Annotated in this window: 26 protein-coding genes, 1 riboswitch and 1 other annotated feature; of the genes, 6 read left to right on the forward strand and 20 right to left on the reverse strand. The window is 42.3% G+C overall.

Going from position 1 to position 26040, the window contains the following annotated elements:
- Positions 1 to 180: 180 nt before the first annotated feature.
- Entirely contained in the window at positions 181 to 1017 is an 837-nt protein-coding gene (locus tag ACIQ0C_RS11225) for an alpha/beta fold hydrolase (RefSeq protein ID WP_403059802.1), read from the reverse strand.
- A gap of 1122 nt (positions 1018 to 2139) precedes the next feature.
- Here ACIQ0C_RS11225 and ACIQ0C_RS11230 point away from each other — a divergent pair.
- A complete protein-coding gene (locus ACIQ0C_RS11230; protein ID WP_402838655.1) occupies positions 2140 to 2670 on the forward strand; it encodes an NAD(P)H-dependent oxidoreductase in 531 nt (176 codons plus the stop codon).
- A gap of 76 nt (positions 2671 to 2746) precedes the next feature.
- On the opposite strand, the gene ACIQ0C_RS11235 is transcribed toward ACIQ0C_RS11230, so the two are convergent.
- From ACIQ0C_RS11235 to ACIQ0C_RS11260, 6 genes are all read right to left on the reverse strand, one after another.
- On the reverse strand, positions 2747 to 3106 hold the full coding sequence (locus ACIQ0C_RS11235; protein ID WP_402838654.1) for a winged helix-turn-helix transcriptional regulator: 360 nt from the start codon (positions 3104 to 3106) through the stop codon (positions 2747 to 2749).
- Positions 3107 to 3378: 272 nt separating this feature from the next.
- Positions 3379 to 4383: an ABC transporter permease gene (locus ACIQ0C_RS11240; protein ID WP_403059805.1), complete on the reverse strand. Its 1005-nt coding sequence runs from the start codon at positions 4381 to 4383 to the stop codon at positions 3379 to 3381.
- Between the two features lies 1 nt (position 4384).
- Positions 4385 to 5887, reverse strand: a complete 1503-nt coding sequence (locus ACIQ0C_RS11245) for a sugar ABC transporter ATP-binding protein (RefSeq protein ID WP_403059808.1) — start codon at positions 5885 to 5887, stop codon at positions 4385 to 4387.
- Between the two features lie 56 nt (positions 5888 to 5943).
- The gene (locus ACIQ0C_RS11250) at positions 5944 to 7056 is read right to left on the reverse strand and encodes a sugar ABC transporter substrate-binding protein (RefSeq protein WP_403059811.1); all 1113 of its coding nucleotides are present in this window, start codon (positions 7054 to 7056) and stop codon (positions 5944 to 5946) included.
- A 115-nt stretch (positions 7057 to 7171) separates the two neighbouring features.
- Positions 7172 to 7277, reverse strand: a riboswitch (SAM riboswitch).
- A 94-nt stretch (positions 7278 to 7371) separates the two neighbouring features.
- Positions 7372 to 10113 (reverse strand): GTPase domain-containing protein, encoded by a 2742-nt coding sequence (locus ACIQ0C_RS11255; protein WP_403059814.1) that lies wholly within the window; start codon positions 10111 to 10113, stop codon positions 7372 to 7374.
- 499 nt (positions 10114 to 10612) lie between these two features.
- Positions 10613 to 10786, reverse strand: a complete 174-nt coding sequence (locus tag ACIQ0C_RS11260) for a hypothetical protein (RefSeq protein ID WP_164468807.1) — start codon at positions 10784 to 10786, stop codon at positions 10613 to 10615.
- Between the two features lie 206 nt (positions 10787 to 10992).
- Positions 10993 to 11239, forward strand: a binding site (T-box leader).
- 98 nt (positions 11240 to 11337) lie between these two features.
- Between ACIQ0C_RS11260 and brnQ the strand changes: the two genes are divergently transcribed.
- The 4 genes from brnQ to rluF all read left to right on the forward strand — a co-directional run bounded on the left by brnQ (position 11338) and on the right by rluF (position 15600).
- Positions 11338 to 12669: a branched-chain amino acid transport system II carrier protein gene (brnQ, locus tag ACIQ0C_RS11265; protein ID WP_402838648.1), complete on the forward strand. Its 1332-nt coding sequence runs from the start codon at positions 11338 to 11340 to the stop codon at positions 12667 to 12669.
- A gap of 122 nt (positions 12670 to 12791) precedes the next feature.
- Positions 12792 to 13724 carry an aldo/keto reductase gene (locus ACIQ0C_RS11270; RefSeq protein WP_403059817.1) on the forward strand — a complete coding sequence of 311 codons (933 nt, stop codon included), beginning with the start codon at positions 12792 to 12794 and terminating at the stop codon, positions 13722 to 13724.
- A 164-nt stretch (positions 13725 to 13888) separates the two neighbouring features.
- Complete coding sequence (locus ACIQ0C_RS11275) at positions 13889 to 14791, forward strand: DMT family transporter (RefSeq protein WP_403059820.1); 903 nt, start codon at positions 13889 to 13891, stop codon at positions 14789 to 14791.
- Between the two features lie 101 nt (positions 14792 to 14892).
- The gene (rluF, locus tag ACIQ0C_RS11280; RefSeq protein WP_053533639.1) at positions 14893 to 15600 is read left to right on the forward strand and encodes a 23S rRNA pseudouridine(2604) synthase RluF; all 708 of its coding nucleotides are present in this window, start codon (positions 14893 to 14895) and stop codon (positions 15598 to 15600) included.
- A gap of 99 nt (positions 15601 to 15699) precedes the next feature.
- Here the strand turns inward: rluF and ACIQ0C_RS11285 are convergent, their stop codons facing one another.
- The 5 genes from ACIQ0C_RS11285 to ACIQ0C_RS11305 all read right to left on the reverse strand — a co-directional run bounded on the left by ACIQ0C_RS11285 (position 15700) and on the right by ACIQ0C_RS11305 (position 18333).
- A complete protein-coding gene (locus tag ACIQ0C_RS11285) occupies positions 15700 to 15888 on the reverse strand; it encodes a carboxymuconolactone decarboxylase family protein (RefSeq protein WP_403059999.1) in 189 nt (62 codons plus the stop codon).
- Positions 15879 to 16628, reverse strand: coding sequence for an ABC transporter permease (locus ACIQ0C_RS11290; protein WP_403059823.1), 750 nt, complete (start codon positions 16626 to 16628; stop codon positions 15879 to 15881). The genes ACIQ0C_RS11285 and ACIQ0C_RS11290 overlap by 10 nt, the downstream gene beginning before the upstream one ends.
- A complete protein-coding gene (locus ACIQ0C_RS11295) occupies positions 16629 to 17390 on the reverse strand; it encodes an ABC transporter ATP-binding protein (protein ID WP_402838641.1) in 762 nt (253 codons plus the stop codon). It lies immediately after the preceding gene.
- A 198-nt stretch (positions 17391 to 17588) separates the two neighbouring features.
- Positions 17589 to 17942, reverse strand: a complete 354-nt coding sequence (locus ACIQ0C_RS11300; protein ID WP_402838639.1) for a DUF1048 domain-containing protein — start codon at positions 17940 to 17942, stop codon at positions 17589 to 17591.
- 70 nt (positions 17943 to 18012) lie between these two features.
- On the reverse strand, positions 18013 to 18333 hold the full coding sequence (locus ACIQ0C_RS11305; RefSeq protein WP_402838637.1) for a PadR family transcriptional regulator: 321 nt from the start codon (positions 18331 to 18333) through the stop codon (positions 18013 to 18015).
- A gap of 249 nt (positions 18334 to 18582) precedes the next feature.
- Between ACIQ0C_RS11305 and ACIQ0C_RS11310 the strand changes: the two genes are divergently transcribed.
- Positions 18583 to 18732: a hypothetical protein gene (locus ACIQ0C_RS11310; protein ID WP_403059826.1), complete on the forward strand. Its 150-nt coding sequence runs from the start codon at positions 18583 to 18585 to the stop codon at positions 18730 to 18732.
- 45 nt (positions 18733 to 18777) lie between these two features.
- Here ACIQ0C_RS11310 and ACIQ0C_RS11315 read toward each other — a convergent pair whose 3' ends face one another.
- From ACIQ0C_RS11315 to ACIQ0C_RS11350, 8 genes are all read right to left on the reverse strand, one after another.
- Positions 18778 to 18981 (reverse strand): hypothetical protein, encoded by a 204-nt coding sequence (locus tag ACIQ0C_RS11315; protein ID WP_403059829.1) that lies wholly within the window; start codon positions 18979 to 18981, stop codon positions 18778 to 18780.
- A 181-nt stretch (positions 18982 to 19162) separates the two neighbouring features.
- Positions 19163 to 20131: a sugar phosphate isomerase/epimerase family protein gene (locus tag ACIQ0C_RS11320; protein ID WP_053533637.1), complete on the reverse strand. Its 969-nt coding sequence runs from the start codon at positions 20129 to 20131 to the stop codon at positions 19163 to 19165.
- Positions 20132 to 20152: 21 nt separating this feature from the next.
- The gene (locus ACIQ0C_RS11325) at positions 20153 to 21193 is read right to left on the reverse strand and encodes a Gfo/Idh/MocA family protein (protein WP_402838635.1); all 1041 of its coding nucleotides are present in this window, start codon (positions 21191 to 21193) and stop codon (positions 20153 to 20155) included.
- Between the two features lie 17 nt (positions 21194 to 21210).
- Positions 21211 to 22233, reverse strand: coding sequence for a Gfo/Idh/MocA family protein (locus tag ACIQ0C_RS11330; protein WP_402838633.1), 1023 nt, complete (start codon positions 22231 to 22233; stop codon positions 21211 to 21213).
- A gap of 13 nt (positions 22234 to 22246) precedes the next feature.
- Positions 22247 to 22975, reverse strand: coding sequence for a ThuA domain-containing protein (locus ACIQ0C_RS11335; protein WP_402838631.1), 729 nt, complete (start codon positions 22973 to 22975; stop codon positions 22247 to 22249).
- A gap of 227 nt (positions 22976 to 23202) precedes the next feature.
- On the reverse strand, positions 23203 to 24237 hold the full coding sequence (locus ACIQ0C_RS11340) for a LacI family DNA-binding transcriptional regulator (RefSeq protein WP_403059833.1): 1035 nt from the start codon (positions 24235 to 24237) through the stop codon (positions 23203 to 23205).
- Positions 24238 to 24294: 57 nt separating this feature from the next.
- Positions 24295 to 25113 (reverse strand): carbohydrate ABC transporter permease, encoded by an 819-nt coding sequence (locus ACIQ0C_RS11345; protein WP_402838629.1) that lies wholly within the window; start codon positions 25111 to 25113, stop codon positions 24295 to 24297.
- The gene (locus ACIQ0C_RS11350; RefSeq protein WP_076370709.1) at positions 25113 to 25973 is read right to left on the reverse strand and encodes a carbohydrate ABC transporter permease; all 861 of its coding nucleotides are present in this window, start codon (positions 25971 to 25973) and stop codon (positions 25113 to 25115) included. The genes ACIQ0C_RS11345 and ACIQ0C_RS11350 overlap by 1 nt, the downstream gene beginning before the upstream one ends.
- Positions 25974 to 26040 lie beyond the last annotated feature (67 nt).

Consider the following 26040-nt stretch of genomic DNA (forward strand, 5'->3'; position numbering starts at 1 on the left):
AAACCTTTCATTAAAATTAAAAAAAAGGTCACCCAGTAATTTTTACTGGTCAACCTTATAATACGAACTCTTCTGTTCGTTCATTAAGAAATACATAGACACGTTAATTATGAGGAAAAAAGAAAGAACAAATTATGCTTTATTTCAGTCTTGTATAGCGAAAGTAAAATAATGCCCGAATCAGCCCTTTAAAAATGATAGCAGCGCTTCATTAAATTCTTTGGCATGTGTTGCATTGAACCCATGCGGACCACCCTTTATTAAAGCTACTTTAGAATTAGGAATTGCTTCATGTGTTAGCTTCCCACTATTTTCAAATGGAACAATTACATCTGAATCACCATGAATAACAAGGGTAGGTATATTAATCTTCGCTAAGTCTCCCCTGAAATCCGTTTTGCTGAAAGCAGCGATACAATCTAATGTCCCTTTGGGCGATGCCCCCGCTGCAATATCTATATTGTAAAGTCGGAATGGTTCACTGACTAAGTCAGTTCGATCTCCAGCAGCAAAAAATCCTCTAGTAAACTCATTAAGAAATGCTAGGCGATCATTTTTTACTCCATTTTCAAATCCTTGAATTGCTGCATCATCTAATACTCCCTCAGAATGATATCCTGACTTATAAAGAAATGGTGGTACAGCTCCTGCAAATACAGCCTTCTCTACTCTATTTGTTTCGTAGGTTCCGATATAGCGAGCTACTTCTCCACCCCCCATTGAAAATCCGACCAGTGTCACATTTTGGAGATCCAAATGCTCTAGTAACAGATGTAAATCAGTAGCGAATGTATCATAATCGTAACCGTTCCATGGCTGAGAAGAGTTCCCAAACCCCCGGCGGTCATAAGTTATGACTCTGTATCCAGCCTCAACGAGAGCAGGAACTTGGTATTCCCAAGATCGACCACTTAATGGCCAACCGTGAATTAATACAACTGGCTTCCCAGTGCCATGATCCTCATAATATAGTTCAATAGGTGTTTGATTTTCTGTTCCTACAGTAATTTTTGCCATTCTTCTACCTCCAATTGATATTCGGATATATTTCCTTTTCTCCAATAATCCAGATGGTCTCGCAACCTTTTTCTGTACGTTTATGTTGAAGACTCCAAGCATCCTATTGTTCAGATGAAATTCATTTTCTGTACTTTTAACAATTCCCCATCTATTACTTTTTTTATTAAAGAACACTTGAAATTCTCTACAAGGGTCTTAATTCCTTTAAAACTTTAAAAGAATTTATACCATAAAATAGTTGTATATACTGACCCTGTTCTCTTTTAAGAGTAATAGTTTCAATATGTAAATTGGTCAGGGCTTTTACCAAATGCCGATAAGCTGGATGTCATAATAAGGACAAATAACATTTGAATCATAAAGCTACGTTGATTCAAAAAATCTTATCCAAACCGTTATAAACACTGTTATCCACTCCAACCCACCATTAGTAAATATTCTGGAGGAATATACCTTTTTTAACACGAAGTAAAACATGAGCAGCAGCTGCAACTGCTTTCACAAATGGCAAATCATAAAAAGTTCCAACCATCAATCTTTTTTCTTACATTTTTTTACACCCCTTCCCATAATTGATAGATTATAGTATCAACGAAAGGTTTGTCAAACAAGGAGGAAATGGTATGACCAAAACCATTGTTGATAATGGTCGGGGAATTCCAGAAGGCATCCCCGAAAAAATAAATGCCTTACCATCGGGATAATCAAAAAGTGCTTACTGACGAAAAAAAACGATATCATCAGGGGTATTTTCAAACGATGGCACAATTCACTAAGGGATTGAACCTACCGGGTCTGTTTTAAGCAAGTTCAAAAGAAAACTTGTTTTAGCTATTTTCCCCACTTTCGGCTATGAACGCTGGGTTACGAATTATTTGGTGTCACCCGTTTCTCACCTAACGGATCTGGCCTATGATTAAATATTTCAACAACTGGACCTTATCTTGGATGTTTTGAATGGGAAAGATTAAATCGTGGTGTATAGTATCACACATAAAAATATTTCATGCCTGCTTTACACTCTCCTTTAGGTAAGTACCTATACTAAAAGTGCATACTTACGTTCTTGCAGGGTGCACTTTATACTTAAGATAAATAATAATCCAGGAGGAGAAATCTTTGAAAACTCTTGTTATCGTATCACACCCAAGTCTTGAAACATCCGTCATAAATAAGCGATGGGTGGAAGAACTAAGGAAATATCCGGAAAAGTATACAGTACACGAATTGAATACAGTTTATCCTGACGGAAACATTAATGTGGAAAAAGAACAGCAATTAATTGAAGCGCATAGTAATCTTGTTTTACAGTTCCCTTTTTATTGGTTCAATTGCCCGCCCCTCCTAAAAAAATGGCTTGACGATGTTTTTACTTATGGTTGGGCATATGGTTCAAATGGAGGCGATAAATTAAAGAATCGCAAGGCTGCTTTAGCTGTATCTGCTGGAATTAACAAAGAGGATTATAGTGAAAAAGGAAGATATCGCTATCCACTTGAACATTTATTATCTCCTTTTGAAACTACCTTTCTATACTGCAATGCAGACTATCGTTCATTCTTTGCGTTTTATGGTGCTGAAAATGAGCCGTCCTCAAGCGAATTAGCAAAAAGCGCACAAGATTTTTTAAATTTTGTCGATAACCTTTAATAGGCAGTTTCATTAAAGAAGTATTTCCTTGTCAGGGAAATACTTCTTTCTTTTGATTTAATCAAAATAGCTACACCTACGGCTGTACAGTCTCCTGAGCTGGTAAACTGTTTTTCTCTCCCCACTCGCACATCATATTTAACAATGGAATGAGAGATAGACCACGTTCAGATAATGAATATTCTACTTTCGGAGGTATTTGGGGAAATTCCTTGCGTATGATAAGACCGTCTGCCTCCAACTCTTTTAACATGATGCTTAGCGTTTTAAAGGAAATGGTACCGATACTTCGCTTCAGTTGATTATGCCGCATAACCTTATTTTCGGACAGCCAATACATTATGATCATTTTATATTTGCCGCCTATTAAGGATAACGTATAACCAAAGCCAGTATCATTTGGTTTCACGCCAGTCGGAACACAGGTTTCACTCATAAGTTTACACTCTCCTTTAGATAAGTATAGGATATGAATGTTCATACTTTACAATAGATCATTATCAATCTTATTGAAAGGTAAATAAGGCCCCTATAGTCCTCCTATCCCCACTTTCGTAAGTAAGAAGATTTCATTATTAAACAACATGATGAAGTTGCAGAAATTAATATCCATAACCCTCCCTTTTTAAAAAAGGAAAAATCCTGTTGTATCCAACAGGATTTTTTTCATGATTTTGGATTTCTGTAGAGTAACGTAACGGATTCATTTTAGTGTTTTTGTTTGTAATAGGTTACCGCGAGCGCAAGGGCCAGCACTGTTCCTTTGACGATATCCATCGCATAATACGGAACGGACATCATGATCAGTCCATTTTGAAGGATTCCGATCAGGACTGCACCGACGAAGGTTCCAAAGGCATTCGGTTTTCCCGCTCCTAAAACGGAGGAACCAATGAAGGCTGCTGCAACGGCATCCATTAAATAGGGGGACCCTGAATTGATTTCCGATGTCATGACCCTTGAAGCAAGGACTATCCCCCCGATTGCAGCAAATAGAGCTGAAAGCAGATAGGCAAGGATTTTGTATTTATTAACCGATATCCCGGAAAGTCTCGCCGCTTCCTTATTTCCCCCAATAATGTACATATAACGACCGTGCTTCGTATAAGTCAAAAAGATATGGGTCGCTATCACAATGACGGCCATGATCAGGATTATCCATGGTACCTGGCCAATTTTGGCGAAAAACGGGCTGATCAGTCCTGTTGCGAATGTCCCGTCGGGCATGACCATATTTTGCGAAACCGTGGCCCCTTTCGTATAAGTAAGGGCAATTCCCTGAATAATGAACATGGTAGCCAATGTCATCAGCATGTCGGGAATTCTCAATTTAACGATCATGAATGAATTCAAAGCCCCTACGAAAAGTGAGGCACCGATTGCAGCTAATATGGCGATAAATGTATCCTGGGAAAACCAGACAAACATTGATATGACGATGGCATTGGCCAATGATGCTACGGAGCCGACGGAAAGGTCGAAGCCATCCACGGTCAGTGATATCGTAATGCCGATCGCAATGATGGTCACGATTGAAATGGAACGCAGGATGTTTATCAGATTAGAAGTCTGAATGAAAGATGGATTGGACACGGCGAAAATTCCAATCAGAATGATAATCGTCAATATTGTGCCGTATTTATAGAAAAAGTCGAATAGTTCCACCTTTTTCTTCGCTTTCGCTGTCTGTGTAACAGGAATGGGTATGCTCATCCTATTTACCTCCTGTTGAATAGAATAGTAGTTCTTCTTCATTCGTTTTGCTTGTTTCTAATTCGATGACAGTGCTCCCGTCATATAACACATATGTCCGGTTGGTAATGCCAATGATTTCGGAAAGCTCGGATGATGCATAAATGATCGCTTTTCCATTCCTTGCAAGCTTTGCAATCAATTCGAATATATCCTTCTTGGCTCCAACATCGACCCCTTTCGTTGGTTCATCGAATATGTATACATCCGCATCTGCCATAAGCCACTTTCCAATGGCAATTTTTTGCTGGTTACCACCGGAAAGGTTTTCGACCTTCACTTCTCCTGAAGGAGTTTTAATGCCGAGACTTGCGATCATTTCCTTCGCCTTTTCCTTTTCCGCCTTACGATCCACGAAACTGAATGTTTTGCAGAATTTGCCGAGACTGGCTGCAGTCAAGTTGGCCGAGACTGATTCCTTTACAAGGACCCCTTCTTTCCTGCGTTCTTCAGGTACGAGTGCCAGCCCGCTTTTTACTGCTTCATGCGGTGATTTCAAAGAAAGCTTTCGACCATTCACGATGACTTCACCGGCTGTGATGGACGCATGACCGAAAAGGGTTTTACACAGCTCCGTTTTCCCAGCCCCGACCAACCCTGCCAAGCCGATTATCTCACCTGCTTTAATATTCAGACTGACATTCTTGACTTTCTCTGCATCTGACAAACCGTTCACTTCCAGAATTACGTCTCCAATTAAAGCTTTCACTTCAGGAAACTGTTCATCCATGGTTTTCCCGAGCATGTTCTCTACCACTTCGGTACGGGTTATGTCCTCGCTTTTTCGACAAGTGACACGCTCCCCATTCCTCATGATTGTAATTTCCTCACAGATATTAAAAATCTCAGGCAGACGATGTGAAATGAAAACGATCGCCACGCCTTTTTGCTTTAATTCATTTACAATTCGAAAAAGTTCTGTCGTCTCCGTATGACTTAACGGTGCAGTTGGCTCGTCGAGAATCAGGAATTTGCATTCTGTCGAAACGGCTCTTGCTATCAGGACCATCTGTTTTTCAGCCAAGGTAAGGTCTCTAACCAGCTTTTTCGAAGGGACACGAATTTTCATACCTTCAAGAATAGAAGTGGCTTTGTTGTGCAGCTCTTTCCATTGGACCCTCTGTTTTTTCCCCATGTTTTGGACCATATCATTCAACATTACATTTTCCCCAACTGTTAAATATGGGATGAGCGCGGTATCCACTTCCTGATAAACAATTTGAATGCCTTGTTCCTGAGCAGCTTTTGGCGAGCGAATATCCTGCTTCATCCCATCAATAAAAATGTCACCTGAATAATGAACATGGGCTCCCGATAAAACTTTCATTAACGTCGATTTCCCTGCTCCGTTTGCACCGACCAATGCATGGGCTGTCCCTGATTGTACTGAAAAATCAACTTCACTCAGCGCCTTCACTCCCGGAAATTCAATCGAAATCTTCTTCATCTCTAGTTGAGTGCCCATGTCCATTCCCCCTTATAGAACAGACACTCCCTTCACCGGAAAGAGAGTGTCTCTTTTTATTTTTTGTAATGATCTTTCAAAATCTTCATCCAATCTTCTTCAAATTCCGTGGATACACCCCAACCATCGACAATATCAGACAGGTTTGCCATGTTTACCGCTTCTTTTGAAGCTTGGATTTGCTTTTGTGAAATAAGTGAAGCCTCCAAATCATATGTTTGCGGCGTTTCTTCGCCCGCTAATTTTTTAGCTAATATCCTCATATTCACTGCACCGATCAACTTGGGATCGACTGCTGCCGTGTAGGACCATGAGCTATCAGCCGATTGGATTTCCTGGAGATCTGCATTCGAAACATCAATTCCATATATCTTCACTTCATCGCGGCCCGCTTCTTTAATCGCCCGGGCTGCACCGATAGCAAAGGCATCCCATGTTGCGAAAATGGCATCCAATTTACCTTTAGGGTATTTATTCAGCATTGCGGCCACAGCATTTTGTGTCTGGACCGAAGTATCAGCAGATGCCACTCCGAATCTTTCGACTTCTTTAATCCCAGGATTTTCTTTTAATTTTTCCTGATAGACTGCATTTCTTCTTACCATCGGAGGAAAACCGTCCACCCAAAGATAGGCAATTGCAGCTTCACCTTTCTGTTCCTTTATCAGTTTATCAAAAGCCAGTGTTGCCAACGCTTCATCATCTTGTGAAGTTAACGTCACGCCCTCTATTTTAGATAGATCGCTTATTGAATCGAATGTGACAACGCTTTTACCTGCATCAACCAACTTTTGAACGTCATTTACAGTTGCGGCATCATCACCATGTGAAATGATATAGCCGTCATAATCTTCCTCCAAAGCCTGCGCTATCGCATCATGGAATTTAGCCGTGTCACCATTGGCCGTGTACGTATCCACTTGAAACCCCAGCGCTTCTCCTTCTTCTTTCGCCCCCGCCAAGTATTGGGCAGTATGATCATCACCGCCAATTTTACGGATCACTTTGATCTTGGCTCCATCCCCGTCAGCAAATCTTTCCGGGACATTTTCAAATGATACTTTTTCTTCTTTCTTCGATTCCGTGGAACTCTGCCCTGTAGAGCAACCCGTTAAAAGCAAAGCCGAAGCGATGGCAGAAATGAATATCCCTTTAATAGACCTTCTCATCTTGTTTCCCTCCATGTTTTCTTATTAGTCTTATCAGTTAAGTCGGTGTAAATCCCAAAATAAAAACCTCTCTAATACAGAGAGGTTTAATCGGCTGTTTTGCAGACTTGTCCCTCTCTTATCTGTCAAAACATTTCTGTTTTGCAGGATTTAGCACCAATTCCTAATGGAACGGTTGCTGGGCATCTTAGGGCCAGTCCCTCCGCCACTCTTGATAAGAGATATATTGTGTTACGTTTTCGTAATTATCACTTTATAGGGATATAGTCGTAAAGTCAATAGATTTTTGAATATTTGAAATCTTCCCCGTTATTTTTATTTTCTTTGAAGCTGGGCTAGACGCTTTTTCTCGATTTTTTCAAGCCTCTCCAACTGCCTTAATTTCACTTCGAACAAAGTGATCGGATCACGGTAAACTTCCGGATTTTCTTTCATATGCTCCAATGCAGCCTGGTAGTCTTTTATTTCAGTCTGTGTCTGCTCTATCGTTTTTTGAAGTAAGGCAAATGAACTGCGATAGAAAAGTGAGATGTCCCGATCTAATGATTTCTCAAACAATCCAAATTGGGTGAGGAAACGTTCCGTAATCATTTCGGCAACATCCAAGTAATCTTCACTTTCCAGGTATTTCTTATAACGATTGTACATATTGGCTTTATTTTGCGGTATTGCCCCAAACAGCTTCCCTGCTCCTTTAAGCAGCAATTGTGATGGAGTCCTGCGCAAAAGGATATTAACGTTGTCGATACGGATACTGCTTGTCATCCGGTCGGCATCACGGCGCCAGTCATCCAATACCCTGAAGTCACCTGCCAGTGTTATCCGTTCTTCTTTATATAATTCATTGAATCCGGAACTCATCTCATCCATAAACTGCTGGCTTTGTGAGAACTCCAGTTGGGAACTGGCAATCCAGTCTTGAAGAGAACGGTAATATTGAGGCATGATCTTGTCAGATATGAAGGTTTGAATCCGCTCATTCATTTCCTCGTTTAACTGTACATGGACCTGACTGAAATCACTGCTTTCCGTTAACGATTTCGAGCAATCCCTCAGTAATTCAGGAATTTTTGAATAAAGCTGATTTTTCACTTCGTCCTTAAGCGAACGATACGACCGTATGATATTTTCGCTTTTTTCTTTTTCCAGATCAGCCAGTTGATTGACCGCTCCATTCAGTTTGACTTCCATCTGTTCATTCCAAGAGATGGAATGCTCACATTTCCGCTCATTGGCTGCCCGTTTTTCTAATAGATAAGATAAAGTTTTACGAATGAATGCCAGGATTTTTTCAGATCTTCTTTCCTTCCAATTATCATCTTGATAATTCGATTGAAGGAAGGCTGAAAGGTCCTTCAATTGCTGCCTGCTGTCATAATGTTTGGAGAAAGCGAATACTTTCGCATTCGGGAAATATGCATTCACTTTATCCCATGTTTCGTCTTCCATCCGGACTGCGACCTGATCACTATATATCGTATCCATTTTATTTAATAGGAAATGAATCGGCAGTTTCGGAGCCATCATTTGAATTTCCAATAACAGATCCCGTTCGCTGCCGGTGAAAGGCGCCCGGGCGTCAAGAACGAACATCAGGCCATCACTGCCATGTAAATAACCTTGGAAATCGGATTCCACGCTTTTTTCCCCATTGAAACCCGGTGTATCCAATAATCGCAGCTGATTATTTCTTAAATAGTCACTGATGATCGTCACATCGACAATAGTCCCGCGCTGACGGCGTGTTTCATCCAAATCAGTTAGCTCCTCGACAACTTTGCTATCTGTATCGGTAATTTCAAGGATTTCCAAGTCATCCCCGTCTTTGACACTGACTAGGGACGAATGATCTTCAGCGGCAATGCTCTCGCCAACGATTGACTGAATAAAGGATGTCTTGCCATTCCCTGCACTTCCTGCAAGAAGCAGATTGAAATTCCTGGTATCCTTAAGCCCATCCACCATCCATTTAAGCTTATTGCCAACCCTTAAATCATTATCTTCAGCCCACTGGATAATGGAATTGAACAGTTTCTCTCCCGCTTCCAGTCCGCCTCCCAATTTAGGCGATTTCGCCAATAGACTCTCTGCATCCTGAATGACCAGCGCATTGATCGTATCCGGGAAAATTTCATTCCAGGACAACGCGGATGCCGCCGCAAACAGCGAGAGCTCCCCGTCTGCGATTTTGAGCCAGTTTTCCAGCAACCTTGGCACGACTGGACTTAATTCTTTGATTAGGTGCGTTCCTTCTAACAGACCTGCATATGCATCCCTGTAATAGATGGAAAGCTCATCCCATACATCCGCATGGTTCAATTCGATGGTATCTATCAAGTTATTAATCACTCTTAACCATTCGAAATAAGAATCCGTATATTTATAATTTTTCCAAAGGGCAACCGTCATTTTCTCGAAACGCTCCTGGTCTAGTGTGTATAGCGAACCAAGGACAGTTGAAAAATAATCCGGCTCCATCGATTGGGCAACACCCTGCTGAATATACGTTTTCAGCACATCGAACCAACCCATTGATTCTGTACGGATACTTTCATTCGCCGCTAATACCACCGCACTGTTCCAATCCTTTTGTTCTTCAAAAAAGGCGCGTGCGATTTCCGTGACATTCGGGTAGTCAGGTTGAAACTCGACTGCTTCTTTCACTACTTTGGAAGCCAAATCATTTCTCGATTCCACTATGTACAGGGAAAACAGTTGCAAAAGAACTTCTGTTTTCAAGACCGATTCATTCGTATCGACGGATTTATAAATATCCTCTGCGGTTGAATACATTTCCAATTCAAAATAAGCATCAGCGATGTTTTTCTTCGCCCATGAACCAAGTTCCCCTTCTATGTTTTCCCATTTAAAAATGGCTGCTTCATAGTCATTGTGCTGAAAATATACCTCACCTTGAGCAAATCTAATTGCGGTTAAATCGGCTCTTTCCTTTTTTTGTTCCACAAGGAACATTTCACCCAAAGCTTGAATGGGGTGCTTCCTTGTATCCTCAAGCATCGTTTCATAATATTTTTTTCCGATCAGCCGTTCGTCCATCTTTATTCCCCCGATATATTTCATATTTTCAATTAAAGGATAATCACTGGTCCTATAAGCCTTCTAGTAGAACTAACATTCAATTTATAGGTTCCTTTAGTTAAAAAATCATTTACAAAACCTTAAAATATTATTTTAGCAAAACAATATGGTAACAACATGTCACCACTCTTACAATTTTAAAACAGAAACAAATGGAACTGTAATGTTTTTAATAAACCGATACAAAGATGTCATTTCCATATTCGAAAAAAATATGTTTTTCTAGTTTTACCAAATATCAGCCAGAAGTGAGCGAACCATTCTTTTTAGCTCTAAATTACCAGAAGCCCAACCCTTCAACTTACCTATAAACGGTAAAAGAACAAAATCACTCTGCCCCGTCCCATTACTTAATCCCCATTTTTGTATTCATATAAAAAAAGCAGTACCCTCATTCATAAAAGGTAACTGCTCATTGATAAGCTCCGAACAGTCGTTGTCCTTTGACAAATTAGGATTATACCCCTGTACGCTTACGTTGGTTATTCGGCTTTTTGGTCAACTGGCTTTTAAGTTGTTTCGTTTTCTTCACAACGCCTGTTTCCAGTTTATCTTTACTTGATCCTGCTTGCTTTTGAGCCAGTTTTTGTTTGACTGCATCCGCCAGGCTTAATTTTTTATTTTCAGACATACTGTTGTCTCCTTTTGTGTACTGCTTCTATTATAATATAGTTGCGATTAGAAAGATAATAGGGAGTAATAGCCTATTCTTCTTTAAAAAATCCTCTGGATAAAGGAAGTTTCGCCAACGAGGGACTAATTTCCTGCTCCTTTTAAAGGATTAATGATAAATTATGTTGACTTCATAATCAGAATTTGCTAAATTGTCTTTATATTATAAAATCTATGAAGAGAAAGAGTAAGATGAGAACCCTGTTCCACAGAGAGTCGACATATGGTGGAAGTCGATGTCCAAGGCCTATCCGAAAATCATCTCTGAGATGCAAAGCTGAAAATACAGTAGGCTTTGACGGGTTTCCGCCGTTACAATGGATCACGTATGAATTCGTACGTTGACTGAGTGCCGCAGCTTCTTTGAAGTGCGGAATATGGGTGGTAACGCGAGCACAAACTCGTCCCTGATTTTTCAGGGGCGAGTTTTTTATTTGCACAAAACACTTTAATTAGCCTTTTTCAGGCCAGTCGGCGGGAGTTATCATTTTAAAAAAAGGAGAAATCAACATGAAAAAAACAGACACATTATTTATTGGCCTTATGCTTTTCTCAATGTTTTTCGGAGCGGGGAATCTCATATTCCCTCCATTTTTAGGAGCATCATCAGGAACTTCCTTCTGGCCAGCCATTGCCGGTTTTGTCGCCACCGGAGTCGGACTGCCAATTCTGGTGCTTCTTGCTGTCTCACTTGTTAAAGGCGGGGCACAAACCATCGGTGCCCGAGTACATCCTCTATTCAGCACGTTGTTCATGGTGGTCATCTATTTAAGCATCGGGCCGTTTCTGGCCATTCCACGGAATGCGAATGTTGCGTATGAAATGGGCTTCAAGCCATATCTTGGCGACTCAATGGATCAATCACTATTTCTATTCATGTTCACAACCATATTTTTCATCGTCGTTTATGCCATTTCATTGAATCCAGCAAAAATGGAAACCTTCATGGGACGCTGGATTACACCCGTTCTTCTTTTGTCCATGGTCATTCTCTGTGTCGTTGGGTTCGTGAAGCTTGATGCTCCATTCCAACCTCCAACCGAAGCATATGCTGCAGGAGCATTTTCGAAAGGGTTCATTGAAGGCTACAACACGATGGATGCTCTAGCTTCCCTGGCTTTTGGGATCGTCATCCTTAATTCAATCCAGCAAAGGGGGATTTCCGAACGAAAACAATTGACGAGATATACAGTAAAAGCGGGTCTCATCGCTGGAGTTTTGCTTTCTTTAGTTTATATCTCCTTAGGTGTAATGGGAGCACGCATGGCAGCCGATGGGTCATTTGAAAACGGAACGGATATCCTCACTGTCGCATCCACCCTTTTACTAGGAACCGGCGGGAAGGTCCTTCTTGGCATCATTTTCACTTTGGCATGCTTCACCACCGTCGTCGGGTTGACGACTGCTTGTGGACAGTATTTCTCAAAACTTTTCCCCAAGCTGAACTACAAAACCGTCATTCTGATTGTAACGATTGTCGGTTTCATCCTTTCAAATATGGGTCTGAATCAAATTCTGAAAGTATCGGTACCATTCCTTGTGATGGCTTATCCGCTAACGATTGTCCTGATTGTCCTGACATTCTTCAGCCGTCATTTCAAAAACCCGAAGAAGGTTTATCGCGGTGCAATGACTTTCACAGGAGTTTTCGCCTTGATGGACGGACTGAATGCATTCGGCCTACAATTAGGACCCGTGCAAAAGTTGACTGATGTCCTTCCCCTTTCCGCTTACGGCATGGAGTGGATCATCCCTGCTCTCGTCGGTACAGCCCTTGGCCTTCTGCTCAGTCAAATCGGAGAATCCTCTCCAGCTGAGGAGTTGGAAATCGAAACACTATAATAATGAAGTAAGCAGGTGATTTTACGGATCGCCTGCTTATTTTGTACACACCTACATTGCTTTATTTTGGAAATCGACATCCACTTTTTGTTATGATGGGGTCAAAGGAGATAATAAGTAATATGTCTAAGCAAACCCGTATTGGTAAAACAGATCTGTATGTAAATCCGATTGGCCTTGGCACGAATGCAATTGGCGGACATAACCTTTTCCCTAATCTAAGTGAGGATACAGGAAGGGATGTTTTGAGAACGGCATTGGAAGAAGGAATCAATTTTTGGGATACAGCTTACATTTACGGTCCTGAACGCTCAGAAGAACTTATCGGTGAAATCCTTAAAGAGAGTCGCAAACGCGAGGACATTGTCCTTGCCACTAAAGGGGCACACAAATTTGTCGATGGCAACATCGTCTTTGATAACTCTCCCGCTTTTCTTAAAAATGCCGTGGACTCGAGTCTAAAAAGGCTCCAAACAGACTACATCGACTTATTCTATATCCATTTCCCTGATGGTGATACCCCTAAAGATGAAGCAGTAGGTGCCTTAAAGGAATTGAAGGATGCAGGCAAAATAAAGTCAATCGGCGTCTCGAACTTTTCGTTCGAACAATTGAAGGAAGCGAATAAAGACGGCTATGTCGATGTCCTGCAATCCGAGTACAATCTATTCAAGCGGGAGGCAGAACAAGACCTGCTGCCATATACAGCCGAAAATAATATTTCCTTCATTCCTTATTTCCCCCTTGCTTCCGGTTTGCTCGGCGGCAAATATAACCAGGAATCAACATTCAATGACGGCCGGGATAAAAGTCCGCTTTTCCAAGGACAAGCCTTTGTAAGCAACCTGCAAAAAGTGGAAGAAGTACGGGCGATCGCCAACAGGAAGCATACCGATGTCGCCGATGTCGTACTAGCTTGGTATTTAACTAGGCACTCGATAGATGTACTGATTCCCGGGGCGAAAAAGCCAGAACAGGTCACACGCAACCTACAAGCATTGGATGTCGATCTAACCATGGATGAAATCGCCGAAATCAGTGCCATTTTCGCTTAATATAGATGTGTGAAAAGGCTGTTCAGCTCAAGTTGAACGGCCTTTTTATCTGCTCAGTGGTTCATCCATGTACAAAAATTGACTGCTAGGCTCTATATTGCTTAGGTACTTCTGTTTTGTTATATTTAGTGAATATTCCATCAATTAAGGAAGAGGCAGTCTGAATGAAAAAATCTATTGTTATTTTATTTCTTATCTTGGCAAATTTGTTTTGGGCCGGTAATTACATTTTCGGAAAATACGTAGTGACCGAACTTTCCCCGATCCAACTTACATTTACGCGATGGCTAATCGCCGTTTTCTTATTGTTTCCTTTAGCGCAATGGATTGAAAAGCCCGACTGGAAGAGTGTATGGAAAGCCTGGAAATTACTATTAGTCATGGGTGTGCTTGGAATCATCAGTTATAATTTTTTCCTTTATTGGGCTCTGACCTATACAACTTCCATGAATGCCGCTCTTGTCAATTCCATGAACCCTGCCTTAATTGTTCTTTTTTCCGCTTTGCTGTTAAAGGAGAAAATTTCACCCCTCCATGCACTCGAACTTATCATATCTTTATTCGGCGTTTTATTGGTCTTGACAAAAGGACATCTTCAGGATATATTCCAGCTCACTTATAATAAAGGCGACCTATTGATGATCCTAGCGATTCTTGTTTGGACCTTCTATTCAATAATCGGTAAAAAGCTGAAAAACATTCCGATCATCTCAGCCACTGCCGTTTCCGTTTTTCTCGGATTGATTCTCATCGCTCCAATTGCCATTGGCTCGGGAATGAACCTTGCTTTAAGCAATAAAGCCATTACGGGTCTCTTATATATTGGGATTTTCCCATCTGTCGGCTCATTTATTTTCTGGAATATTTCCCTTCGTCATATCAATGCCGGCCAAGCTGGGATTTATCTAAATCTGATTGCTGTATTTACCGCCATTCTTAGCCTGATTTTGGGTCATGCGATTACGATCATCCAAATCCTCGGTGGCCTCCTTGTCTTCATTGGCGTCTACCTGACAAGCAAAAAGAAAAAGGCATATCCGGCAGCTGTCACGAAGAACATCCAGTAATTCTCATCAATGAACGCTTTCTTGTCTTTTCCCCTTGTCTATGCACCATGATTTACGTTATCCTTTAAAGAAGAAAATCTGAATGTAAAGGTGTGCTTTAGTTGAGGATCAATAAATTTATCAGTGAATCCGGAATTACCTCGCGACGAGGCGCAGACAAATGGATAGCCGAGGGTCGCGTGACGATTAATGGCACTGTAGCTGAGCTCGGCAGTCAAGCTGAACCCGGTGATGATGTTCGGGTGGACGGCAAGCCGATAAAAGTGGAACAGCAAAATGTCTATATTGCACTGAATAAACCGATAGGGATTACAAGTACGACCGAAAAACACATTAAAGGGAATATCGTTGATTTTGTAAATCATCCGCTTCGCATTTTTCATATCGGACGTCTGGACAAAGACTCAAGCGGTCTGATCCTTCTTACAAATGACGGAGATATCGTTAATGAAATCCTTCGTGCAGAAAACAAGCATGAAAAAGAATACATCGTAACCGTGGATAAGCCACTTACCGCTTCCTTCATTAAAGATATGTCTTCCGGAGTGGAGATTTTGGATACGAAAACACTTCCTTGTAAGGTTGAGCAGTTGACCAAATACACATTTAACATCACTTTGATGCAGGGACTGAACAGACAAATCCGCCGTATGTGCTCAGCACTAGGTTATGAAGTCCGTGATTTACATCGAATCCGGATCATGAACATCCATCTGGACGGACTGGCGATCGGACAATGGCGCGACCTGACCGAGGATGAATTGACGGAACTATTTAAGGAATTGGATTATACCCCAAGGAAAAGATGATAAGGAAGATGCCCCCAGAATTCCGGGGGCATCGCTTTTTTAATTTCAGAAGAATTTTCAGCAATCATTTGCTTTTTTATACGTATTTGGTGCTTTCACTCATGAATTTTGCTGGTTTACTCGTGAGTTTCGCACTTTTACTCGTGAATTCCACTTTATTCGTGAGTTTCGCGCCTCCATGATTTCATCGATGGTTGCCCCGGCATTTAAGCAGCATTCCATGTGATAGCAATTGCATTCATCGCAGCGGCTGACTATTGATATGGCTAAACCGATACTTACCCTAATTGGCGTTTAAATACTTTACTGGCAAAGAAGTAAGCGATGACCATGATGCCGACGCACCAGGCAAGCGCGATCCAGATATCGTTGCCAACAGACCCTTCATATAAAAGGGCACGAATCGCATTCACGATTGAAGTCACTGGCTGGTTTTCAGCGAACGCACGGACAATTTTAGGCATGGTTTCCGTTGGGACAAAGGCCGAACTGATAAACGGCAGGAAAATCAGCGGGTACGAGTAGGCCGTCGCCCCTTCCATAGAACCCGCTGTCAACCCTGGAATGACCGCCAGCCATGTCAGCGCCAGCGTAAACAGCCCGAGTATCCCAGCTACCGCGAGCCAATCCAGGATATCAGCGCTGGAACGGAAGCCCATCAAGAGCGCGATGAGGATAACCACCACGACAGTAAGCGCATTGGAAACAAGCGAGGTCAACACGTGAGCCCACAATATCGACGAACGCTTGATGGGCATGGTTATGAAACGCGCCATCAGCCCGCTCTTTACATCCGTAAACAGCCGCAAGGATGTGTAAGCGACGCCGGATGCGATAGCCATCAGCAAGATTCCCGGCAATAAATAATTGACGTAGTTGTCCGTTCCTGCCTCTATGGCGCCGCCAAATACGTAGACAAACAGCAGCAGCATCATAATCGGCGTAATCGCCACCGTGATAATTGTATCCGGGCTGCGCATGATGTTGCGCATTAAACGCCCTAGTAATACCCCTGTTTTTCTTTTCATTTACATCTCCTCCTTTTTGCCGATGATCGCGAGGAAAATTTCCTCTAATGTCGGCTGCTTCTCGATGTACTCCACCTTCGCTGGCGGGAACATCTCCTTGAGTTCGGTAAGGGTGCCGGTTGAGATGATTTTTCCGCCATGAAGGATGGCGATTCGGTCCGCCAGTTGTTCGGCTTCCTCCAGGTACTGGGTCGTCAGCAAGATGGTCGTGCCGCCGCCGGCAAGCTCCTTGACGGTATCCCAGACTTCAATCCGCGCTTCGGGGTCAAGCCCTGTCGTCGGTTCGTCGAGGAAAATGACTGCTGGCGTCCCGATCAGACTCATGGCAATGTCAAGCCGGCGCTTCATCCCGCCGGAATATTTGTCCGCCCGGCGGTTGGCCGCATCGGTCAGGCTGAATCTTGCAAGCAGATTGTCGGCGACTTGAGCGGGATTGGAAACTCCCCGCAACTTGGCGATCATCAGCAAGTTTTCCCGCCCGGTGAGCATGCCGTCTATAGCTGCAAACTGCCCTGTCAGGCTGATGCTCTGGCGAACATGATCCGGTTGACGCTGAACGTCAAAGCCGCAAATACCTACTTCGCCGCCATCGGCCTTCATCAGAGTCGAGAGGATGTTTACCGTCGTCGTCTTGCCCGCTCCATTTGAGCCCAGCAGTGCGAAAATTTCGCCACGCCGTACCTCAAAATCCACCCCCTTTAAGACTTCCTTGTCTTTAAATGATTTTTTTAACCCTTTTACAGAAATCACTGCATTATTCATACTTTTTTCCTCCTTTTAATATCGCAGTAAAGCCGCTTGTAAGATCCGTAATTATCCGGTCGAGCGCCTTGCTGAACTAGATTGAATAGACTTCTCTATTTAGTCTGACTGATATTCTGTATAACTTACTACCGAGTTAAAATATAACTGAATAGCGAAGGTGGCATTTCACCTTTGTAACCAGCTATTCAGTCGGAATTATTTATTGAATTTATTTTTTCCCAATCGCGTCATGATACTGTCATTTAAATCTTCACGATACTTGGCGAAATAGGTTTTAGCATTTGCCACTAGTTCGTCGGCAAAGGACGCAACGTCTTCCCCAGTGATTTCCAGCACTTGTCTACCTTCCGCCGCACCGGCTTCGAACAACTCGATTAATTCATACTGCATGTGCAGCATATCCATCCCGTTGCCCGCTGAGAAATTCCACATATAGTTTTGAATCTTCTTAAATACAAACTGGTAGTCCTCTGGCAGGGCTTCAACCCGTGCCATCATCATTTTATACTCTTTTTTATCACCAATCATTTTTTTGAACAATTCCATCATTTATTTTTCCTCCTTTTTTATAAAGCTGAACAAGTCACTCCAAAAATATCGTACGGAATATCTTATGAAGCTAGATTGACTTTAAGACGTTGATTTTCGATGATACAAAATCCCATTTTTCCCAAAACAATTCAAGTTCCTTTCGGCCAGCCTCATTAAGTGAGTAAAACTTGCGGGGCGGCCCCATATCTGACGGTTTCTTCTCTATGTTCACCAGTTTTTTCTTTTCTAATCGCACGAGGATGGTGTAGACCGTCCCTTCCACGACTTCAGTAAACCCAAGCTCGTTCAGGCGGCGGGTAATCTCGTAGCCATAGGTTTCATGGCGGCTGATGATTTCAAGCACGCAGCCTTCCAGCGAACCCTTCAGCATTTCAGTTAAATTTTCCATATTAAGAGCCTCCTCTATTTTGTGACTTATATAAAGTATAACGTAGTTCCGAGGGGAATTTTTACTGAATAGCTTTTGGGAAATCACGCTATTTAGTGTTACTTATTACATCTAAACTGTAACACTGAGTAGCAGAGGTGTCAACTTTTTTTCTTAAGAATATTTTTGCAACTTCACTATTCAGTGCTGTTGGTATCCCGTGTTACTTACTACAAGGTATGCTGTAACACGTAGTAGGGTGACTGCAAATTGATTAATTTTTTTAAAAACAAGCTATCTCCAATGGATACTGGTGATTTCTTTTATGGAGCTTTTACTTTCCCCCATGCCTCTTTCACAATGATTACACGTGTTAAGAAAGGCGAAGATTTCAGTATATTGACAGGGAAGAACCGTTAAACGTAAGGGTGGAAAGGGTCACAATATATTTGTCTTCAACACAATTTATGTAAAAAAGAAATTTTGACGTATTATTAATTCCACTTTACGCGTGAGTTTCACGCTTTTACTCGTGATTTTTACACTTTTACTCGTGAATTTCGCACTTTTACTCGTGAATTTTGCACTTTTACTCGTGAATTTCGCACTTTTACTCGTGATTTTTACACTTTTACTCGTGAATTTCGCACTTTTACTCGTGAGTTTCACGCTTTAACTCGTGAGTTTTACACTTTTACTCGTGAGTTTCGCACTTTTACTCATAAATTCCACTTTACTCGTAAGTTTAACGCTTTTACTCGTGAATTATACTTTTTTATTCGTGAGTTCCACGAGTAAGGGCGAAAATAAAAAGCAACCTGGAATTAGGCTGCTCGTTATCGGCTCTAAGTTATACCCACCATAAATCAGTTGGGCTTTCGTTGATGAGTACAGTTTTCAGATTGGTTACGGCCCGTTGGAATCCTTCTTCAACTGACATCAGCGGATCTTCGTGTTCGATGCTGACGACGTAATCGTAACCGTATGTGCGAAGGGCACTCATGATGTCGGACCACTCTTGCAGGCTGTGGCCGCATCCTACAGAGCGAAAGTTCCAGGCACGGCTCTGGATATTTCCATAAGGCTGCATGTCGGTTAGTCCATACATATTGATGTTATCCTGATCCAGGTATGTGTCTTTTGCGTGGAAGTGGTAGATTGCTCCCGCTTTCCCTAGGATCTTGATGGCACCGACTGGTTCGATGCCCTGCCACCAAAGATGGCTTGGATCAAGGTTGGCGCCTATTGCATCAGATGTAGCTTCCCGCAGTTTTAACAAGGTATAGGGTGTGTGGACGAGAAAGCCTCCATGGAGTTCAAGGCCGATTTTTATATTGTGTTCATCGGCAATGGCGGCCACTTTCTTCCAATAGGGGATCAATTTTTCTTCCCATTGCCATTTCAGCACATCTGTATACTCATTCGGCCATGGGGCGACGGGCCAGTTTGGATATTTAGCTCCTTCGTGATCACCCGCTGTACCAGAAAAGGTATTGACGACCGGGACGTTCAGTAAGGATGCAAGCTTGATTGTTTTGATCAGTGTTTCATCACTTTCTTTAGCGAATGCTTCATCTGGAGAGATTGGATTGCCATGGCAGCTGAATGCACTGATCGTTAACCCTCTTGTTTGAACGGCTTCGAGATATTTTTGGCGCTTTTCTTCACTTTCCAGCAGTTCATCGAGTGGACAATGGATATTCCCTGGATACCCGCCTGTACCGATTTCAACTGTTTTTAATCCGGAATCCGCGACATAATCAAGCATATCCTCGAATGATTTTTGAGCAAATAGCACTGTAAAGATCCCTAATTTCACATGCCCCACCTCACCTTTTCATTAATTTATGCTCATGACCTTCCCACTTGCCGAGCTTTGATAAATGGCTTCGATTATTTTTGAAACTTTCATGGCTTCCGATGGTTTTACCAATGGTTCTGCCAACCCCAGGCAGCTATTAATAAAGTTCTCTGCCTGTTGCAGGTCTGGTGTATCCTCCCCTGGCATCCATACTGCCTCACTGTTTAAAAGCATGCCGTGCTTAGCCTGATTCAAGACCAGCGGGAACACATCAAGTCCGCCCTGCGTTCCGGATAAACTCAAAACAGTCGCTTCTTCTCGGATATTCGCGGCCCAAGATGTTTCGAATAATAGAGATGCTCCATTGGCAAATTTGATATATGCCGTGGCATGGTCATCAACTTCGAATACCGAGGCATCGAAATTCCCCCATAAATTGACTTGATCGACACCCTTACTGACATAATTATATGTCGAACCTACGATTTCAATCGGTTCTGGGTCATCCATCAGCCATAATGCCAAATCAAGCAAATGGCAGCCGTAATCGATCACGCTTCCCCCGCCTTGTAATTCCTTGCTTGTAAATACCCCCCAGCCCGGGACTTTGCGCCGCCTTATTGCCTGTACACGCGCTACATATGGTTCACCGATTTCACCGGCTTGAATCATTTTCTTTGCAGCCTGGGCTTCCTTCATGAAGCGGTAATGATATGCAGTCGATAACACTTTACCAGATATATTCGCTGCCTCGGTTATTGCTAAACATTCCTCGGTTGTAATGGCCATCGGCTTTTCGCATAACACATGTACACCCGCTTGCAGGGCAGCAATGGAAATCTCCGCATGGAACTTGTTTGGCGTTGCAATCGTAACAGCATCCACTTCAGCAAACATTTCTTTATAATTGGTGAAAACCTTTTCGATATGAAATTCACGCGCCACTTCCCGCGCCTTCATTTCATCTATATCCTGAATGGCGTATAAAACCACTTTATCTTGAAATTTTTGAAAAGCTGGGATATGCCTTTTTTGGGCAATTCCGCCAGCACCGATAATACCCATTTTTAATTTGTACATGATGACTTTTAACCCCTTTATAAGCGGATGATTTTTCGGGATGCATTTGATTCCATCGCGCCAAGAATGACTTTTAATGATTTTAATCCTTCAACTCCCGAGACAAGTGGCTCCTCATTGTCCATCACACATTTTACAAAGTGGCTGATCACTTCGGAATCATGTTGTCCTTCTGAGTCATTAGTCTGGATGCTTCCTAATTGGATGGTTTCGGTCTTTCCATTGTCATGATGGATGATCAGTGAGTATTTCGGATCGTCTTCAAGGCGCAATACCGCTTTTTCCGCATAAATGACCGTAGCATTGTCTTCTTTTGCATAAGACCAGCTGGCGGTAAGAGTCCCGATGATACCGCTCTCCGTCCGGAGGATACAGGCCGCACTGTCATCAACGTCTGTATTTTTCTTGGCAGTCGTTTCCACAAAGGCTCCCACTTCAACAAATTCTTCTCCAAGGATATACCGTAATAAATCAGCTTTATGAACACCTAAATCGCCCATTGCACCAATGACTGCCTGATCCTTTTTAAAAAACCAGCTTTCCAGTCCGTCCACGCTCCAGGTTTCCGGCCCGGAATGTCCAAAAGCCGTCCTGAAGCTATAGACCTTCCCTACCTCCCCGCTCTCAATAAGCTGTTTCGCTTTTTGATGTGAGCGAACAAAACGCTGATTATGACCAATCATTAGTATTTTGCCGCTTTTCGCTGCTGCTTCATTCATTTTTTCAGCGTCTACTAAAGAAGTAGCCATTGGCTTCTCACATAGGACATGCTTACCAGCTTCCAAGGCCGCAACCGTGATGCGCGCATGCAGGTAATTCGGTGTACATACACTGATCGCTTCAATCTCCTCATTCTTCAAAAGTTCTATATAATCAGTATATGCTTGCGCTCCATACCTTTGTGCTGCTGCATTCGCCCGGTCCGGCACAATATCACAAACGGCAAAGATCTCCGTTTCCTGATGTGATTCATACTCCGGAAAATGCCTGTTTTTTGCGATACTCCCGCATCCAATGACTCCTACCTTCACTTTGCCCATATTGTTCTCTCCTTCACTTCATCTCTTTGCATGAGATGGATTCCAACGGTTCGGCTTTACCATAGTTCGTTATGATTCCAAATTCCGGCTTGACCCAATCAACGGCATTCTTAATTACTCGTTGAATCTCCGGATTATGGTAGGTAGGATATGTTTCATGTCCTGGACGGAAATAGAAAATCCTCCCTTTTCCCCGCTGATATGTGCAACCGCTTCTGAATATCTCCCCGCCTTCAAACCAACTGACGAATATTAATTGATCTGGTGCAGGAATATCAAAATGTTCCCCGTACATCTCTTCCTTCTCAAGCTCTATATATTCTCCGATTCCATCAACGATAGGGTGATTCGGATCGACAACCCAGAGCCGTTCCCTTTCATCCGCCACCCGCCATTTCAAATCGCAAGTCGTTCCCATCAATCGTTTGAAGATCTTTGAAAAATGACCAGAATGGAGGACGATGAGGCCCATTCCCTCGAGTACTCGCTTGTGAACCCTTGCAATGATTTCATCCTGAACTTCATCATGTGCAACATGCCCCCACCAAAGTAGTACATCGGTTCGTTTCAATGCTTCATCGGTTAATCCGTGCTCTTCTTCATCGAGAGTAGCAGTCGTCACCTCGACCTGCTCACTTTGTAAAAAGCCGGCAATTGCACCATGGATACCATCCGGATATACTTTTGCTACTTCAGGCTTTGTTTTCTCGTGGCGAAACTCATTCCATACAAGGACTCTCATGAACAACCTCCTCCATTCAAGAATCATTTCACGGCAACTTGCTTTGTATTTTAACTATTACCTCTTTATTCATAACGCAAACGTTTGCGTTAGGCGTGATCAAAATATAAGGACATACTTATTGATTTTTAGAATGTATGAATTTTCAAAAATAATAGTGGTAATCTATATTGTAAATTTATGTTAGCGAAAATCAAGCTTTAATTGGTAAAACATTTCTACATTTTTCATTTAATTTCCTTTTCAGCAACAAAATGCGACTCCCGCTTTATGATTTTGGTAGGAATACTAATGCTCTTTTCCATCATTTCCGGATTTGCAATTAGGTCGAACACGCATTTTGCCGCCTCATACCCTAACTGATACGTATGGATATCAACCGTTGTCAGCGGCGTACTTAAAAATTCTATGAATTCTGAGTGGTTAAAACAGACGACGCTTATTTGATGCGGCACTTTCAAGTTCTTTTCGGCTAACACTCCAAGTAAAAGAACACCCAATAAAAGATCCATAACCAAAAAAGCGGTTGGTGCCTCTTTCAATTCCAGCAATTCGTCAATCGCCTTTATTCCATCCGTTCGATTTAAAGGAATCAATTTGATATATTCCTGCCGCACATCCAACCCAGCCTGTTCCATCGCTTGTTGAAAGCCTGTCAGGCGGTCCTGGATCACTTCAAACTCGGGGCTGCCCCCTAAAAAGGCGATGCGCTCATGTCCAAGATTGATGACAAACTCCGATACTTCCCTGGCCGCTTGAACATTATCGTTATCAATGAATGTGATACCGCTCATGTTCGTACTTGGCTTCCCGATCAAAACGAACGGGAAGCCCTGCTTTAATAAATACGGCACCACTTTATCGTCTTTTTTAGAGTACAAAACAATCATGCCATCCACTCTTCTGCCCTGAACCATTTTCACGACGTCCTCAAAGATGGCATCCTCCGTCTCTCCGGTTGTCAGAGAAAGACTGTACCCTTCTTTATTACAGAAATCCCCGATTCCTCGGATCACTTCTGGAAAAAAAGGATTATAAAGTGATTCCCTTGCCGAACTTTTCATGACGATCCCAATTGCCTTAGTTGACTTCGTGACTAAGTTCCGGGCATTTTCATTCATATGATAGCCCATTTCCTTTAATACCTTGCGTACCTTGCGCTTGGTCTTTTCACTGATTGTCGGGCTGTTATGGATTACACGCGATACCGTTGATGGAGCGACATTCGCTTTTTTGGCAACGTCTTTTATAGTAACAGACAATTTCATCAACACTCCCCGTTCACCGCACATGGTTTAATATTCCCTATATTTAAATAGTTATTTAACGGCTCCATCAGCAATTCCTTTGATAATTTGCCTCTGAGCAAAAAAGTACGCAATGATGACTGGAATGATGGATAAAGTAAGTCCAGCCAAGGCAAGATGCCATTGCTTCGTATATTGACCGAAAAAGAAGAACAATTTAAGTGGAATGGTCTCCGATCCCGCACCGCCAATAACAAGGGATGGCAACAAATAGTCGTTCCATATCCAAATGACATTTAAGATCCCAACTGTAATGGACATCGGTTTTAATAATGGAAATATGATATACCAAAATACTTGAAAGCGGTTTGCACCATCAATCTTTGCTGCCTCATCAAGTGAGAGGGGAATGCCCTTTAAGGTACCATGATATAGGAATATGGATAGACTGCAGCCAAAACCTAAATACATGAAAATCAGTCCCGCCTTGTTCAGCATCCCAAATTGACCGAATTGGGCAACGAGCGGTATCATCACAGACTGAAACGGGATAAGCATGGCTGCTACAAATATAAAGAAAAGCAGGGAACTTATTTTACTTTTGTTTCGGGAAAGAGCGTATGCTGCCATCGCAGAAAAAATGATGATGATGGCTACACTGACGCCCGATATCAATAAAGAATTGAATAAAGTCCGGAGGAAATCCAATTGCTCGAAAGCTTGAATGAAGTTTTCGAACGTCCAGGTTTCAGGCAGTCCCAATGTATCGGCAAATATATCCCGTTTCATTTTAAAAGCATTGACAAGCATTAAATAAAACGGGGTGAGCCATAATATGGCCAAAATGAATCCGATGAATCCAATCAGCCACAATTTCCATTTTCCCCTCATTACAGCTCAACCTCCCGTTTTTTATTGAAATAGACTTGTGTCAGCGAAACGACCGCCACGATTACGAAAAAGATAACGGCTTTTGCCTGTGCATATGCCATATCGTTTTCGGTGAAGGCGGATTTTACAATGTTCATCGCAACCATTTCAGTTGAATTATAGGGAGCTCCGTTCGTCAAAGAGAGATTTTGATCATAGATCTTGAACGAGTGGGAAAGCGTCAAAAACAAACTGACGGTAAAAGCAGGTGCCACTAGTGGAAAAGTTATATGGCGAAAACGCTGGAAACTGTTAGCTCCATCAATTTTTGCCGCTTCGATCAAGTCTTCAGGAACTGCCTGCAGATAGGCGATATAAATGATCATGATATATCCGGCCATTTGCCAGGACGTTAAAATAATCAACCCCCAAAAACCTGTATCAGTCGTAGATAACCAACCATTAAATGCTTCGATCCCGGTCAAATCACCAATCGCACCGAAGACCTTAATAAAAATGAACTGCCAAATAAAGCCGAGAATCAAGCCGCCAATTAAATTGGGCATAAAGAAAACTGTCCGCAGTATGTTGCTTGATTTAATTTTCGAAGTCACGATGAGAGCCAAACTTAATCCGATGATATTGATTACCACAATTGCCGCTACGGAAAATTTAATGGTGAACCAAAATGTATCAAGGAACCCTTTATCCGTAAACAAGTCCATATAATTCTTAAGACCGATGAAATCCGGTGTCCCTAAACCGTTCCAATTCGTAAAGGAATAATAAAAACCGTAGATGAGTGGCACGATCACAACCAAAATGAGTGCAGCAAGAACAGGTGTCAAAAACAGCCAATATGCGGCATCCCGATTTCTCAACGAAACCGACCTCCTTGAATGATTTAATAGTTAATGGGTTTAGATCATGACTGGGTTATTTGATGAT

Origin of the sequence: Peribacillus sp. NPDC096448 (genome assembly GCF_044762675.1) — a bacterium.
Lineage (GTDB): Bacteria > Bacillota > Bacilli > Bacillales > DSM-1321 > Peribacillus > Peribacillus frigoritolerans_B.

Excerpts from the sequence above, each read along its gene's own strand:
- ACIQ0C_RS11270 (WP_403059817.1), top strand. The coding sequence starts at position 12,792 with ATGTCTAAGCAAACCCGTATTGGTAAAACAGATCTGTATGTAAATCCG.
- ACIQ0C_RS11295 (WP_402838641.1), bottom strand. The coding sequence starts at position 17,390 with ATGAATAATGCAGTGATTTCTGTAAAAGGGTTAAAAAAATCATTTAAA.
- ACIQ0C_RS11325 (WP_402838635.1), bottom strand. The coding sequence starts at position 21,193 with ATGTACAAATTAAAAATGGGTATTATCGGTGCTGGCGGAATTGCCCAA.
- ACIQ0C_RS11260 (WP_164468807.1), bottom strand. The coding sequence starts at position 10,786 with ATGTCTGAAAATAAAAAATTAAGCCTGGCGGATGCAGTCAAACAAAAA.
- ACIQ0C_RS11290 (WP_403059823.1), bottom strand. The coding sequence starts at position 16,628 with ATGAAAAGAAAAACAGGGGTATTACTAGGGCGTTTAATGCGCAACATC.
- ACIQ0C_RS11335 (WP_402838631.1), bottom strand. The coding sequence starts at position 22,975 with ATGAGAGTCCTTGTATGGAATGAGTTTCGCCACGAGAAAACAAAGCCT.
- ACIQ0C_RS11345 (WP_402838629.1), bottom strand. The coding sequence starts at position 25,113 with ATGAGGGGAAAATGGAAATTGTGGCTGATTGGATTCATCGGATTCATT.
- ACIQ0C_RS11330 (WP_402838633.1), bottom strand. The coding sequence starts at position 22,233 with ATGGGCAAAGTGAAGGTAGGAGTCATTGGATGCGGGAGTATCGCAAAA.
- brnQ (WP_402838648.1), top strand. The coding sequence starts at position 11,338 with ATGAAAAAAACAGACACATTATTTATTGGCCTTATGCTTTTCTCAATG.
- ACIQ0C_RS11305 (WP_402838637.1), bottom strand. The coding sequence starts at position 18,333 with ATGGAAAATTTAACTGAAATGCTGAAGGGTTCGCTGGAAGGCTGCGTG.
- ACIQ0C_RS11235 (WP_402838654.1), bottom strand. The coding sequence starts at position 3,106 with ATGAGTGAAACCTGTGTTCCGACTGGCGTGAAACCAAATGATACTGGC.
- ACIQ0C_RS11250 (WP_403059811.1), bottom strand. The coding sequence starts at position 7,056 with ATGAGAAGGTCTATTAAAGGGATATTCATTTCTGCCATCGCTTCGGCT.
- ACIQ0C_RS11300 (WP_402838639.1), bottom strand. The coding sequence starts at position 17,942 with ATGATGGAATTGTTCAAAAAAATGATTGGTGATAAAAAAGAGTATAAA.
- ACIQ0C_RS11275 (WP_403059820.1), top strand. The coding sequence starts at position 13,889 with ATGAAAAAATCTATTGTTATTTTATTTCTTATCTTGGCAAATTTGTTT.
- ACIQ0C_RS11255 (WP_403059814.1), bottom strand. The coding sequence starts at position 10,113 with ATGGACGAACGGCTGATCGGAAAAAAATATTATGAAACGATGCTTGAG.
- ACIQ0C_RS11245 (WP_403059808.1), bottom strand. The coding sequence starts at position 5,887 with ATGGGCACTCAACTAGAGATGAAGAAGATTTCGATTGAATTTCCGGGA.
- ACIQ0C_RS11225 (WP_403059802.1), bottom strand. The coding sequence starts at position 1,017 with ATGGCAAAAATTACTGTAGGAACAGAAAATCAAACACCTATTGAACTA.
- ACIQ0C_RS11240 (WP_403059805.1), bottom strand. The coding sequence starts at position 4,383 with ATGAGCATACCCATTCCTGTTACACAGACAGCGAAAGCGAAGAAAAAG.